The sequence below is a fragment of the Bradyrhizobium erythrophlei genome, assembly GCF_900129425.1.
Lineage (GTDB): Bacteria > Pseudomonadota > Alphaproteobacteria > Rhizobiales > Xanthobacteraceae > Bradyrhizobium > Bradyrhizobium erythrophlei_C.
The window spans coordinates 4,335,894-4,349,981 of sequence record NZ_LT670817.1; the positions used below are offsets into that span (position 1 = coordinate 4,335,894).

The 14,088-nt window shown below is 62.1% G+C and carries 14 protein-coding genes; 11 read left to right on the forward strand and 3 right to left on the reverse strand.

Annotation, left to right across the window (positions count from 1 at the left end; genetic code table 11):
* Positions 1-2 precede the first annotated feature (2 nt).
* Positions 3-1,202 (forward strand): acyl-CoA dehydrogenase family protein, encoded by a 1,200-nt coding sequence (locus tag B5527_RS20625; RefSeq protein WP_079603165.1) that lies wholly within the window; start codon positions 3-5, stop codon positions 1,200-1,202.
* Between the two features lie 12 nt (positions 1,203-1,214).
* Positions 1,215-1,616: a VOC family protein gene (locus tag B5527_RS20630; RefSeq protein WP_079603166.1), complete on the forward strand. Its 402-nt coding sequence runs from the start codon at positions 1,215-1,217 to the stop codon at positions 1,614-1,616.
* A 318-nt stretch (positions 1,617-1,934) separates the two neighbouring features.
* On the opposite strand, the gene B5527_RS20635 is transcribed toward B5527_RS20630, so the two are convergent.
* A complete protein-coding gene (locus B5527_RS20635; RefSeq protein ID WP_079603167.1) occupies positions 1,935-2,645 on the reverse strand; it encodes a Spy/CpxP family protein refolding chaperone in 711 nt (236 codons plus the stop codon).
* Positions 2,646-3,115: 470 nt separating this feature from the next.
* Here B5527_RS20635 and B5527_RS20640 point away from each other — a divergent pair, with 470 nt between their 5' ends.
* The 9 genes from B5527_RS20640 to B5527_RS20680 all read left to right on the forward strand — a co-directional run bounded on the left by B5527_RS20640 (position 3,116) and on the right by B5527_RS20680 (position 12,488).
* A complete protein-coding gene (locus B5527_RS20640; RefSeq protein ID WP_079603168.1) occupies positions 3,116-4,456 on the forward strand; it encodes an ABC transporter substrate-binding protein in 1,341 nt (446 codons plus the stop codon).
* Positions 4,457-4,592: 136 nt separating this feature from the next.
* The gene (locus B5527_RS20645) at positions 4,593-5,531 is read left to right on the forward strand and encodes a carbohydrate ABC transporter permease (RefSeq protein ID WP_079603169.1); all 939 of its coding nucleotides are present in this window, start codon (positions 4,593-4,595) and stop codon (positions 5,529-5,531) included.
* Positions 5,531-6,445 (forward strand): carbohydrate ABC transporter permease, encoded by a 915-nt coding sequence (locus tag B5527_RS20650; protein ID WP_079603170.1) that lies wholly within the window; start codon positions 5,531-5,533, stop codon positions 6,443-6,445. The genes B5527_RS20645 and B5527_RS20650 overlap by 1 nt, the downstream gene beginning before the upstream one ends.
* Positions 6,446-6,450: 5 nt before the next feature.
* Positions 6,451-7,551, forward strand: a complete 1,101-nt coding sequence (locus tag B5527_RS20655; RefSeq protein ID WP_079603171.1) for an ABC transporter ATP-binding protein — start codon at positions 6,451-6,453, stop codon at positions 7,549-7,551.
* Between the two features lie 43 nt (positions 7,552-7,594).
* A complete protein-coding gene (locus B5527_RS20660) occupies positions 7,595-8,584 on the forward strand; it encodes a hydroxyacid dehydrogenase (protein WP_079603172.1) in 990 nt (329 codons plus the stop codon).
* Positions 8,585-8,638: 54 nt separating this feature from the next.
* Positions 8,639-10,063: an amidase gene (locus B5527_RS20665; protein WP_079603173.1), complete on the forward strand. Its 1,425-nt coding sequence runs from the start codon at positions 8,639-8,641 to the stop codon at positions 10,061-10,063.
* A gap of 97 nt (positions 10,064-10,160) precedes the next feature.
* On the forward strand, positions 10,161-10,568 hold the full coding sequence (locus B5527_RS20670; RefSeq protein WP_079607400.1) for a hypothetical protein: 408 nt from the start codon (positions 10,161-10,163) through the stop codon (positions 10,566-10,568).
* Positions 10,569-10,700: 132 nt separating this feature from the next.
* The gene (locus B5527_RS20675; protein WP_079603174.1) at positions 10,701-11,477 is read left to right on the forward strand and encodes a transporter substrate-binding domain-containing protein; all 777 of its coding nucleotides are present in this window, start codon (positions 10,701-10,703) and stop codon (positions 11,475-11,477) included.
* A gap of 204 nt (positions 11,478-11,681) precedes the next feature.
* On the forward strand, positions 11,682-12,488 hold the full coding sequence (locus B5527_RS20680) for a DUF2147 domain-containing protein (protein WP_079603175.1): 807 nt from the start codon (positions 11,682-11,684) through the stop codon (positions 12,486-12,488).
* 106 nt (positions 12,489-12,594) lie between these two features.
* Here B5527_RS20680 and B5527_RS20685 read toward each other — a convergent pair whose 3' ends face one another.
* Together B5527_RS20685 and B5527_RS20690 are read right to left on the reverse strand one after the other, a co-directional pair.
* Positions 12,595-13,002 carry a (R)-mandelonitrile lyase gene (locus tag B5527_RS20685; RefSeq protein ID WP_079603176.1) on the reverse strand — a complete coding sequence of 136 codons (408 nt, stop codon included), beginning with the start codon at positions 13,000-13,002 and terminating at the stop codon, positions 12,595-12,597.
* A 162-nt stretch (positions 13,003-13,164) separates the two neighbouring features.
* Positions 13,165-13,863, reverse strand: coding sequence for a ribonuclease activity regulator RraA (locus tag B5527_RS20690; protein ID WP_079603177.1), 699 nt, complete (start codon positions 13,861-13,863; stop codon positions 13,165-13,167).
* Positions 13,864-14,088: the final 225 nt, after the last annotated feature.

Below are 14,088 nucleotides of genomic sequence, written 5' to 3' on the forward strand. Positions count from 1 at the left end.
AATTGGACACGTTGATTGCGACTTCTGCCGACCTTGCGGGCGACCAGACCGTGATCTCGCGCGCCGAGGCGGTCCGTCCGGCGGTCGCGGCTGCATCGAACGAGATCGAGACCAGGCGCCGGCTGCCGCCGGCCTTGCTCGACCAACTCCATGAGGCGGGGCTGTTTCGTTTGCTGTTGCCGCGCTCGTCGAACGGGATCGAAACCGATCCCATCACCTTCTTCCATGTGATCGAAACCATCGCGCGTGCCGATGCTTCGACCGCCTGGTGCCTGAGCCAGGCCGGCGGCTGCGCGATGTCGGCGGCCTATCTCGACCTCCCGGTGGCGCACGCGATCTTCGGCAACGACCCGCGCGCGGTGCTGGCCTGGGGGCCTGGCCCCAAGGTCAGGGCTATTGAGTGCGATGGCGGCTATAGGGTCACGGGCGTATGGTCGTTCGCGTCGGGCGGCCGTCACGCCACCTGGCTCGGTGCCCATTGCCCGATCTACCAGGCCGACGGCTCGCCCAAGCGCGACGCAGACGGCGAGCAGCAGGAGCGCACCATGCTGGTGCGCACCGAGGATGTCGATTGGACCGATATCTGGAATACGGTCGGCCTGCGCGGCACCGCCAGCGACCAGTTCGCGCTGAACGACTTCTTCGTTCGATCCGACCATTCGATTACCCGCGAATTCGATCGCGAGTGCCGCGAGAGCGGTCCGCTCTACCGCATGGGCTCCGGGACCTGCTACCAGGTGGGCTTCGCGGGCGTGGCCTGCGGCATCGCCCGCGACGCGCTCGACATCTTTGTCGAGATGGCACGCAACAAGGTGGCGCGCGGCAGCAAGAGTCCGCTGCGCGACAATGCCGTGGTTCAGTCCAATCTGGCTCAGGCTGAAGTCAATCTGCGCGCCGCGCGCGGCTTCGTGCTGCAGTCGATGGCCGACATCTGGAAGCACCTCTCCGCCGGTGCCACCATCACGGTCGAGCAGCGCATCACCGTCCGCATGGCCGCCACCCACGCCATCCACAAGGCGCGCGAGGCCGTCGACTTCGCCTACAATGCCGCGGGTGCCACGGCGATCTTCGAGAGCCATCCGCTGGAGCGCCGCTTCCGCGATATCCACACCGTGACCCAGCAATTGCAGGGGCAGCTCAGGCATTTTGAAACCGTCGGCGCCTGGATGATGGGCGCCGATGCCGACTTAACCTTCGTCTAAGGAGAATGACCTATGCCACTCGGCGGACTGCAACATTACACCATCGAACCTTCCGATCTGGAGCGCACCAAGGACTTCTATTGCGACGTGCTGGGCCTGGAAAACGGCGAGCGGCCGCCGCTCGATTTCCCGGGCTATTGGCTTTATTCCGGCGGTGTCGCCACGGTGCATCTGATGGGCACACGCAAGCCCCGCGAGGGCATCGTGGTGCGCGGTACCGAAAAGAAATACGAGGATACCGGCCGCCTCGACCATATCGCCTTCGCCGCCACCGATGCCGACGGGGTGCGCAAGCGCCTGCAGGCAAAGAACGTAAAATTCCGCGAGAGCATCGTGCCGCGCACCGGCGATACGCAATTCTTTCTCTACGATCCCGATGGCGTCGGCGTGGAACTGAACTTCCCGAAGACGTAAGCGCGTCTTTTGTTCCGGGATCGCTGTTCGTCATGCCGGGCCTTGCGCCGGGGATCCACGTCTTGGAGCCACCTCCAGCCAGAGGACGGGGATGGCCGGGACGAAGCCCGGCCATGACGGGCTGCCGACATACTCTGGCGAGCTATTCCCGATAAGGCCATGACGCAGCCATTTCTCGGGCGCGAATTGGTCAGTGTTTCTTCCAATTTGCATGACGAGTTGGAAAGCCGCGCGACTCGCGGCGGGATAGCCGGGTGCCGAGCCTTTCAACCCTCCCCAGGGGCATGTGCGCCCGGCTATTCGCAGCTGTGGCGGCTGCTAATCCAGCCCCCGCTCATGACTAAGGCGCACCATCTCCTCGATGAAGATCGTCTTTTGCTTGTCGTCGAGGCTTGCGAATAAGGGCTCGGCCGCATCGGCGACGTTGCGCTGATCCACCGCGCGATCGTTGAGAAACTGGGCTTCGTTGCGCATCTGCTCGATGATGTCGTCGGGCGGATCGCGCTTGGCGCGCGCAATTCTCAGGTTGAGCCGGTCGGCGCCGTTATGCCCGAGATAATGCATCGCGCTGTTGAAAGCAGTCCAGTTCTTCTCCTGCTCTGCCGTGAGATGCAATTCGGCCTTGATGCGATCGATATTGGCATCGCTGTCGGCGACGATCTGTTCGGCCGTCAGTTGCGGCTCACCTTGCTGGGTGAGCACCACCTGCTTGCTTTCCTTGCCGCCTTTGCCCGTTTTGCCGGTTTTCGCTGGACCCGCCTGTTTGGTGCCGTTCGCGGCGGGGGTCTGACCGTTATTGCCGACGCCAAGCACGCCGGTAAAGACGCCGACCACCCCGCCGATCGCCCCTCCCAACACGCCGCCGACCGGCCCGGCGGCCTTGTTGCCGGCTTGCGCTCCCTGTTGAACGCCTTGCACCAGTCCTTGCGCATCCACCGATGAAGGTGCGCCGAGAAGCGCGACGACGACTGCCCCAAGCGCAAAACGCAATCCCAATCGCGCACGCGCTGTCGATGCCGGGGTGATCATTATTTGGTCTCCATGGTCGATCTCGATGGTGGGCTGAATGTGTTTTGGGGGCGGCAGGCGCCTGCCGAGTCGAGACTCTATCGTCTTCGCGCCAAGCGAGTCTACCGTCGCGCCGCGCCGTCCATGATCCGGAAAAGCTTGCTGCAGGAGCCAGTTACAGAAGGTCGAAACCGGACTGCGGCGCAATCGCGCACCCCTTCCACTAACACTGCGAAGCGATGTGTGCGCCGCAATATGATTTACTCGACCGACAAAATATTTTGCGGGGGAAGCGCTGCGATTAGCGGACTGCGTCATTTTGTACACAACGTTAGTTCTATGATCCAGTTAACCTGATTTCTCGACAGACGCAGGCAATTCTGCTCTGATCTTCAAAACAAAATCTCCGCCCCACGCAGCTTCATTTCGAGCGTGACGTCCGCCGGAGGCAAAAACAAAAGCACATTTTGGCTCAGCAACGAGGGAACGCCATGTCACGGAGAACGCTGTCTCGACGACAATTCGTAGCCGCTACCGCACTGTCATCCGCCGCGCTGATCACAGCGCCCTATATCCGAGGTGCTCATGCCGCGGGTAAACTCACGATGGGCTTTTGGGATCACTGGGTGCCCGGAGCCAACAAGGCCTCTACCGATCTCGTCAATGAGTGGGCCGCGAAGGAGAAGGTCGAGGTTTCCATCGACTACATCCCGAGCCAGGGCAACAAGAACCTGCTGACCATCGCCGCCGAAGCTCAGGCGAAATCCGGCCACGACATCCTGGCGATGCCGACCTGGTGGCCGCACGCCAATTCCGAGTTGATGGAACCCGTCAACGACATCATGGAGCCACTGATCAAGCAGAACGGCCAGGTGAACGGCACGGTGCAGTATCTCGGTCAGCTGGACGGCAAATGGCTCGGCGTGCCCGCCTGCGTCGGCAGCCAGATCAAGGGCCCCTGCTCCCGCATCGACCTGATGAAAAAATACGCCAACATCGACGTCCAGGAGATGTACCCAGCGGGGGCACCGCCGAAGGCCGACAACTGGAACATGGATACCTTTCTGAAAGCCGCAGAGGCCTGCCACAAGGGCGGATTCCCCTTCGGAATCGGTCTCGGCGAGACCACCGATAATGTCGATACCGCCGGCGCGATCTTCCAGTCGTTCGGCGCCCAGCTCGTCGATGCCAAGGGCAACCTGACGGTCAAGACCGACGAGGTGCGACAGGCTCTCGAATTCTACAAGAAGCTGATCGCCTTCCTTCCGCCGGATGTGGCGGCCTGGGACGACGCCTCCAACAACAAGTGGCTGGTCTCCGGCCGCGGGGCGATGATCATGAATCCACCAAGCGCCTGGGCGGTTGCCAAGCGCGACGCGCCGGAAGTCGCCGAGCAATGCTGGACCCACGGCTTCCCGGCAGGCCCAAAGGGCAGGTTCGCGCCGTTCCTGCCCTACTTCTGGACCACCTGGAGTTTCTCCAAGAACAAGGAAGCGGCGAAGAGCCTGCTCGTTTATCTGTCGCAATCCGCTTCGGTCGAGAAGATGGTTGTAGCGAGCGGTGGTTACGATTTGCCGTCGTTCGAAAAACAGACGAGCTTTAAGGTCTGGGCGGAGGAAGGTCCGCCGAAGGGAACGCTCTTCCACTATCCGGATCCGTACAAGCATCAAACGCTGTCCATCGCCGCTTCGCCGGCGCCGCCGAAGGTCGCCCAGCAAATCTACGCACAGGCCACCCTGACCAAGATGTGCCTGCGGTATTATCAGGGAGAAACGATGGAGAAGACGCTGGCCTGGGCGGAAGGCGAGTGCGAAGGCTTCATGCGGAGCTGAGGCTGCGGATATCGCTGCAACGGCCCGCCTGATCGCAGGCCGTTGCGGCGCGCATCCGCGGTTTTACCCATACGATCGCAGGCCGGCATGGCGCCGGCTTCTCGATCTCTGATAAAATTCGCGAGGAAGATGCATCATGGTTGATGTCGCGCTTCAGCCGAACCGTGTTCCCGCTACGCGATCCCCGCGCAAGCGCGCCAGTTTACGGACCGCGCTGAAGCGAAAATCGACCGCGGCATTTCTCATGACGCTGCCGCTGATCCTGCTGATCGGCATTCTCGTGGTCTATCCGGCGTTCTATTCGCTGCATCTGGCGACGCTGAACAAGTCGATGCAGCACTTCATCGGCCTCGGCAATTTCCAATTCCTGTTCAAGCGCGACACCTTTTGGCTGGTGGTGGAGCAGTCGTGCATCTTTGCTATCTCAGCCGTCGTGTTCAAGGCGCTGATCGGCTTCATCGTCGCGCATTTCGTTCACAACATTCCCGCCAAAGGCCAACGCAAGTGGCGCGGCATGCTGCTGGTGCCATGGGTGATTCCCCCCGCGATGAGCACGCTGGCGTGGCTGTGGCTGTTCGATCCTTCCTACAGCGCCTTCAATTACACGCTGTCGTTTTTTGGCATCGGGCCGATTCCCTGGACCGGCGATGCCAACTGGGCCCGTTTCTCGGTTATCCTGGTCAACGTCTGGTACGGCGCCCCGTTCTTCATGATCATGTACCTGGCATCGCTGAAATCGGTGCCCGACCAGCTCTATGAGGCCGCGGCGATCGACGGTGCCAACTGGTGGCAGCGCATCTGGTACGTGACGCTGCCGATGATGCGCAACATCATCGCGATTACCACACTGTTCTCGCTGATCGTCACCTTCGCCAACTTCGACATCGTGCGGATCCTGACCGCGGGCGGTCCGCTCGACCACACCCACCTCTTCGCGACCTGGGCGTTCAGGATCGGCATCGAGGGCAGCGATCTTCCGCTCGGCGCCAGCGTGTCCTTGTTCATGGTGCCGATCCTCGCGATCGCGGCGGTCTTCATCCTGCGCGGCGTCAACAAACGCGGGAATGAAGCCTGATGACAAGCACCGTAGTGATCGACAAGGCGGCACCGAGCCGGACGGTCAAATATGGCAGCATGAGCCGCGACCGCACCTGGGCGCTGCGCTGGTCGTACTTCTTCCTGACGTTGTTCGCGATCTTCTCGCTGGTGCCGCCGCTCTACATGCTGATCACCTCGCTGAAGAGCAGCGCGGAGATTTCGGCGGCAACCAACCCCTGGTGGGTGTTTCATCCGACGCTGTCGAACTACGTGGGACTGCTGACCTCGAACCAGTTCCTGCGATTTTTCCTGAACTCGGCCATGGTTTCGATCTTTGTGGTGACCATCACCATGCTGATCAGTGTGCCGGCGGCGTTCGCGCTGGCGCGAATGCGGTTCTGGGGCTCGGCGACGCTCGCGACCGGGGTATTCCTGACCTATCTCATTCCGGACAGCCTGCTGTTCATTCCGTTGTTCAAGATGTTCGCCGTGTTCGGCGACTGGACCGGAATCCAGCTGATCAACCGGTGGTACGTCCTGCTGTTCATCTATCCGACGCTGACGGTGCCGTTCTGCACCTGGATCATGATCGGCTACTTCGCGTCGATTCCGAAGGAACTCGACGAGGCCGCCATCATCGACGGTGCGTCGTGGTTTCAGACGCTGACGCGCATCTTCATTCCGGTCGCGCTGCCCGGCCTGATCGCCGCAACCATTTTCGCGTTCACGCAGTCATGGGCGCAGTTCCTCTATCCGCTGGTGTTCACGACCTCGACCGATCAACTGGTGCTGCCGGTCGGCATCATCACCACCCTGATCAAGGGCGACGTCTTCAACTGGGGACAGATCATGACCGGCGCGCTGCTCGGCGCCGCCCCGCCGCTGATCATCTACGCGTTCCTGATGGACTACTACATCGCCGGCCTGACCGCCGGTGCGACAAAGGGTTGAACTCAATGGCTGACGTCACGTTGCGCAAGGTTATCAAGCGTTACGACGACGTCGAGGCGGTGCGTGGCATCGATCTCGACATCGCCGACCACGAGTTTGTCGTGCTCGTGGGGCCATCGGGCTGCGGAAAATCGACCACGCTGCGGATGATCGCAGGCCTGGAGGACATCACCGACGGCGACATCATGATCGGGGGCGATGTCGTCAACGACGTGCCGCCGAAGGACCGCGACATCGCAATGGTGTTCCAGAATTACGCGCTCTATCCGCACATGACGGTCGCGGAAAACATGTCGTTCGGCCTGCGCCTGAAGCACTATCCGAAGGCCGAGATCAAGACCCGTATCGACGAAGCCGCGCGCATGCTGGATATCGTCGAACTTGTCGACCGCAAGCCGAAGCAATTGTCGGGCGGCCAGCGCCAGCGAGTCGCCATGGGCCGGGCCATCGTTCGCAATCCCAAGGTTTTCCTATTCGACGAACCGCTGTCCAATCTTGACGCCAAGCTTCGGGTCCAGATGCGGATCGAAATCAAGAAGGTGCATCAAAAAGTCCGCACGACCACCGTCTATGTGACCCACGACCAGGTCGAAGCGATGACGCTGGCCGATCGGGTCGTGGTCATGAACCATGGCCGCATCGAGCAGATCGGCACGCCGAACGATCTCTATCACAATCCCGCCACGCGCTTTGTTGCAGGCTTCATCGGCTCGCCCGCGATGAACTTCATGCCCTGCCAGCTGGAGGAGGTCGGCGGCAAACTCCACATTCGCCTGACTGACCGTATCGCCGTTCCGCTGCCGCCTGCTCGCGCAGCGCGATATCAAAGCGTGGCGCGAAACGAGAAATTGCAGCTGGGCCTGCGGCCGGAACACGTCACCGAAGCAAAAGCGCATCCGGAGCCGGGGGTCGAGAGCTTCGATGCGGTGCTGGATGTGACGGAGCCGATGGGGATGGAGACGCTGATTTATTTTACGCTCGAAGGCGCCCAGATCTGCGGCCGGGTCAACCCCAACGCCGGCGCGCGCGATGGCGGCCCGCTTCGATTGGCAGTGGACCTCAACAATATGCACCTGCTAAATGAGGTGACCGGCGCTGTCATTTGACGGTCGTACAAGAAAACGCCGAAAGGCTGGGCAAGGACTGGGAATGGCGACCAACAAGAAGAAAATTTTCGTCACTGAATCGATGTCGCAGCCAGGACGGGCCCTGTTGAGGGAGCGGGACGATATCGAAATCGTCGAATTCCCCAATATGATTTCCGCCGGAGATTTCGAGGCGATGCTGAAAGCGCAGGCGCCGGTTCACGGCGTGGCGCTCGGCGCCACCCGTTTCGGCGAGCCGGAGCTCGAGGCTTCCCAGGACATGAAGGTGGTGACCCGGATCGGCGTCGGCTATGACGCCGTCGACGTCCCGGCCCTGAGCCGCCGCAACATCCCGCTGATGGTGGCGGGCACCGCCAATTCGCCTTCGGTCGCCGAACAGGCGCTGTTCATGATGCTGACCCTGGCCAAACGGGCCGTCGAGATGCACGCCCTGGTGAAGGACGGCCAGTGGGCTACCCGGCTCGGCAAACTGCCCTACGATCTCTTCGGCAAGACGGTTCTGATCGTCGGCTTTGGCCGCATCGGCACCCGCACCGCCAAGCGCTGCCTGGCCATGGAAATGAATGTTGCGGTCTACGATCCCTACAAATCGGCCGCCGAGATCAAGGCGGCGGGCTGCGAGCCGGTTGCCGATCTCGATGCGGCGCTGCCGCGCGCCGATTTCGTCAGCGTCCACTGCCCGAAGACACCGGAGACGGTCGGGATGTTCAATGCGGCGCGGCTGAAGCGCATGAAGCTGACGGCCTACTTGATCAACACCGCGCGCGGGGGGATCGTCGAGGAGGCGGCGCTTTATGATGCGCTGGTGTCCGGCAAGCTCGCCGGCGCCGGTCTCGACGTTTTCGAGCAGGAGCCGCCGTCATCAGGCCATTCGCTGTTCGAGCTTCCCAATATTATCATTGCCCCGCACGTGGCCGGGGTGACGCGGGAAGCCGTCGACCGCATGAGCGAGCAGACCGCGCGCAATATCCTGAGCGCACTCGACGGCGAACCGATACGTCAGAACGTCATCAATCAGGACGTGCTTGGCTGATTTCTCCAGTGATTTAAACTGGCGTCGGCGCTTTGGTGACTCGCGGGGATTGATATGGCCTTCAGGGAGTACGGTGACTATGACGCGGTCGGCCTTGCCGAGCTGGTGCGAAAGAAGCAGGTCAGCGCGCGCGAACTGCTGGACGAGGCGATTGCCCGCACCGCCAAGGTCGATCCCGAAATCAATGCCGTGGTGGTGAAACATTACGACTATGCGGAGCGGCAAATCGATCGGGGGCTTCCGGATGGGCCCTTCACCGGCGTGCCGTTCCTGTTGAAGGATCTGGATATCCTCGAGGGCACGGTGACCACCTTCGGCGCGAGCGTCTACAAGGATAACGTCGCCGACCATAGCAGTACCCTCGCCCAGCGCTTCCTCAATACCGGCGTGACGATCTTCGGTAAAAGCTCGAGCCCGGAATTCGGATTGCTGCCGACCACCGAGTCCCGGCTGTTCGGCCCAACCCGCAATCCCTGGAATCTCGCACATTCGTCGGGCGGTTCCTCCGGCGGCGCCGGGGCGGTGGTCGCGTCACGCATCCTTCCGTTGACACATGCCAGCGACGGCGGCGGTTCGATCCGGATTCCGGCGTCCGCATCCGGCGTGTTCGGCTTGAAGCCGAGCCGGGCGCGCAATCCGCTTGGCCCCGACCGCGGCGAAGGCTGGAGCGGTTTTTCCTGCGCCCATGTCGTGAGCATCAGCGTGCGCGACAGTGCGGTCATGCTGGACGCGACCCACGGTCCGGAACTGTGGAGCCCCTATTTCGTGCCGCCGCCGGCGCGGCCCTTTGCCGAGGAAGTCGGGCGCGATCCCGGGCGGCTTCGCATCTCCTTTACCGACAAGTCTCCTTATGGCGACACCATCGATCCCGAGATCGCGGCAGCGGTTCGGGAAACCGCGACCCTGCTGGCCGCGCTCGGCCATGATGTCGAGGAGCGCGCACCTGTGCTGGCGGCCGATCCGGGCGTGGTGATGGGGACCATCGTCAGCGCCAATGTTGCGCTGAATGTGCGGCAGGCCGAGCAGCGCTTCGGCCGCGCCATGACGGCCCGCGATTTCGAAATATTGACGCTGGGGAGCGCCCACATCGCAAAGGAAACGACCGCGACCGACTATGTCGCCGCACAGCTCAGCGCCTTCCAGATTTCGCGCGGCCTTGCGGCCTTCTTCGAGGCCTGCGACGTATTCCTGTGTCCGACGCTCTGCCTGCCGCCGCTGCGGATCGGCGAACTCAACTCGATGTCGGAGGATCTGTCGCATATCGCCCCAATGCTGCGCCGCTATATGCCGGCGACCGCCATGTTCAACATGTCGGGCCAACCCGCGATGTCCGTGCCACTAGCCTGGAACGCCGCCGGATTGCCGCTCGGCATGATGTTCGCCGCCCGTTTCGGCGACGAGGGCACCTTGTTCCGGCTGGCGGGCCAGCTTGAGCAAACGCGCCCCTGGAAAGACAAATTCCCGCCAGTTTGTGCGTAGATCGACAAAACTCAGCCTTATTCGAGAGCAAAGTATGGCATGGGACAGCCGCGGAACTCATTCCGCCGCTTATGGCGCAATATTCGGAGTCCAGATTTTGAGTCAGAGCGATCCCACCGATCATGCGCTGGCGGCCATCGCCAGCATCCTCGACCATCCGGAACCCCATCGCGAGCCCGAAAGGCCGGCGGTGGAGGACAGACCGCTCGCCCCCGAGCGGACCTCGGCGGATGGTTATCAGCGGGTCGGTCCCGGCCCCATGGCGGCGATCCGCTTCAAATGGACGGTCCGCCGCGAGGCCAATGGCGAGTATTACGTGGATGAGACCATCGGTGAGAATTCCACGCCGATCGTCAGCGGGCCGATGTCCGGGGATGCCGCGGTCAAATTCGCGGACGATTGCGAAAGCGCGGCGCGGCAGCGATTCGAACAGCTCAAAAGCGAAATGATCGGACCGGATCCGGCGATCGCGAATTTCGTCCGGAAGAACAGCGGCGAGATGTAGCTTTCCCCTCTTAGCGTCGCGAGCCCAACGACCGAAGGCACTGGAAAGCCCGATAGCCGCAACAAGCCCTTTTGCGAATACGATCCGCTGTTCTATATCGGCGGTGGTTCATATTGCGCGAAAGAAAGCCTGATGATTCGAATTCTCGCCTGCCTCGCCGCTGCATTTTTTCTTGTCTCGTCCCCGGCGCATTCCCAGCAAGCCTCCCGCCTTGACGAGATCATGAAACGCGGGACGTTGCGTGTCGGTCTGACCGGCGACTATTTGCCGTTCAGTTCATTCGACGCGGTCACCTCGAAATTCCGGGGTTTCGACGTCGACATGGCGGAAGCGCTGGGCAAGGCACTCGGCGTCAAGGTCGAGTACGTTCACACCGCGTGGCCGCAAATGACCAGGGATTTTGAGGCCGACAATTTCGACATCGCGATGGGCGGGGTTTCGATCACGCTCGATCGTCAGAAGAAGGGATTGTTCTCCTCGCCGATCATGCGCGAGGGCAAGACGCCGATCGCGCGTTGCACCGACAGGGGCAAATACCAAACCATCGCCGATATCGACAAACCGGGCACCCGCGTGATCGTCAATTCCGGCGGCACCAACGAACGATTTGCCCGGGCCAACGTCAAAAATGCCGAGATCAGGGTCTACAACGACAACGTCACGATCTTCGACGAGATCGCCAAGGGCGACGCCGATCTGATGATCACCGATGCATCCGAAACGCGATACCAGCAGAAGCTTCACGCCGGCGTGCTGTGCGCGGTGCATCCGGAAAAGCCGTTCGACTTCGCTGAAAAAGCCTACTGGCTGCAGCGCGATTTCGCCCTCAAGGCGTTCGTCGACCAGTGGTTGCACATCGCCGTCGAGGACGGCAGCTTCAAGAAGATCTATGCGGCCTGGTTTGAATAGATATCGCCGAATGACCGGCGTTTCCTGGAAATTGACCGCCGCTCCGGTCGTAAACTAGACTGGCCGGAACTAGACTGGCCGGCACGCGCATTGAACCAAAGCCGCTAATCCACGACTCATACCATGAAAGTGATGTAGGTCACGTTGCAGAAAACTGCCGAAGTGTAGGGTCGGGAACGGATTCCACCTACTCAGGAGGTGATCATGAAAACGCTGTTTGCCGTCGCCGCGTTTCTGTTGGCAAGCACGGCCGCCCAGGCTCAGTACACGTTCGAGTATGGCGGACGTACCATTCGCATCGATCCGGATCGTGGAACGGTTTCGATCCCCGGGGTCTACGACAACAGCGGACGGCGATCGAAGCGCTCGCATAGCGACCAGGACAGCGACCGTCAGCGCAAACAGGCGCCGCAACAGGCGAAGGGCGATCCGCAGGTGCCGGCCGCCAACGCACCGCCTGTCGACCAGGCTCCCGCTCCTGCGCCCGCAAACGCTCGACCCGAACCTTCCAACGCCACGGCGCACGTAGCGCCTGGGGATACCGCGGTCTCACCGCCGCCTGCGCCAAACGCGGCTGCACCGCAAGGTCAACAGGGCGCTGCGCCGGTCGCCACACCGGCGCCCGCGCCCGCGGTTGCAACCGCGCCGGTGGCGGCGCCGATCCAAAAGCAGCAGACCCCTGCCCCCGCCACCCCGGCAACCCAGGCGGCCGATACGCCGCTCGGCGTGTGGCTGACGGAAGAAAAAGAGGGCAAGGTCCGGATCGAGCAATGCGGTGCCAATCTCTGCGGGTATTCGGTGGACACGAAATCGAACCAGAACGGCGAACAGGTTCTGATCAACATGAAGCCAGGTAAGGAAACCGAATGGACCGGGCGAATTCTCGACCCGAATACCGGTAGCACCTATGATTCAACGATCGCGCTGAAAGGTTCGGACACGCTTCGGGTTCAGGGCTGCGCCTTCAGCGGCATGTTCTGCGGCGGCCAGACCTGGAGCCGGGTGAACTAGCAGCCATCGACAATAGCGGTTCATTGAAGGCCCCGTCTGCGGCGGGGCCTTTTGCTTGCGCGAATACGCGGCGCATCAGGTCGAGCCGACCGTTCGAGCCGCGGGACTATTCTCCGACCTTTTCGGAATATTCCGCGTCGGTCACCGGCTCCATCCAGGTCGCGTGATTCCCGTCGAGGGATTCCTGCATCGCGATGTGGGTCATGCTCGTGGTCGGGGAGCCACCGTGCCAATGCTTCTCGCCGGGCGGAATCCAGACTACATCGCCCGGCCGGAGCTCGCGCATAGGCCCACCCTTGGTTTGGATTCGACCGACGCCCGAGATCACGTACAGGGTCTGGCCCAGCGGATGCGTGTGCCAGTTGGTCCGCGCGCCCGGCTCGAACGAGACGCGGTTGGCGACCAGCCGCGCAGGGGCACTCGTTGCAATGACAGGATCCTGCCACACCGTGCCGGTGAAATATTCCTTGGGTGCCCGGCGCGTCGGTCGCGATCCCGCGAGATGGATATCCATGACGTTTCTCCCTTCCTGAGCAAAATATACCTCATGGTGAGGAGGCGGCTTTGCGCCGTCTCGAAACCATGAGGTTGTCTCATCCTTCGAGCTGCGGCCAACGGGTCCGCGCGAAGCGCGGCCCGATGGTAAACTCCGACGCCGCGGCCCCAGGATGAGGAATCATTTTTTTGAGGCCGCATAACGCGCCTTGGTCTCGGCATTCATGGGATAGAGACCCGGCAGCGCCGCGCCGCCGTTCACCTGCTCGACGATCCAGGCTTCCATTCGCTCCTGCTCCGCGCCTTCGGCCAGAATGAGGTCGAGAAACGCTTGCGGGATCACCACGGCGCCATCCTGGTCGGCGACGATGACGTCGTTCGGGAAGATCGCGACGCCGCCGCACCCGATCGGTTCACCCCAGCCGACGAAGGTCAGCCCGGCGACCGAGGGCGGCGCGGCGAAACCGTCACACCATACCGGCATGCCGGTCCCGAGCACGCCTTCGAGATCGCGCACGACGCCGTCGGTCACCAGCGCGGCAACGCCGCGCTTGACCATCCGTGCGCACAGGATATCGCCGAAAATGCCGGCGTCGGTGATGCCCATGGCGTCGACCACGGCGATGCAGCCTTCCGGCATGGCTTCGATCGCCGTTCGGGTCGAAATCGGCGACGACCATGATTCCGGCGTCGCAAGATCCTCCCGCGCCGGCACGAAACGCAGCGTAAAGGCCGGCCCGACCAGCCGCGGCTGTCCCGGCCGCAGCGGACGCGAGCCTCGCAGCCAGACATTTCGCAGGCCCTTTTTGAGCAGAACCGTGGTGATGGTGGCGGTGGAGACGCGGGAAAGGGTTTTGATCGCTTCAGGGGTCAGGGACATCGACAACAGAACTCCGGGTGGGGATTGATTGGACCGGCGCATCTTGAGGGGCATGGCCAGCGCGTCAAGTGGCGTCGCCAGTTCAGGGTGAAAGCGGATTGCCCCGGATGGTGCAATCACCACATCTTATGACTGCAATGTGGATTAATTTATTGAACTTGCAGGCCGATTTTGCGCGAACCGAATTCCACTCGGCCGCAAAACGCGCTAGAGCTTGATATCCGC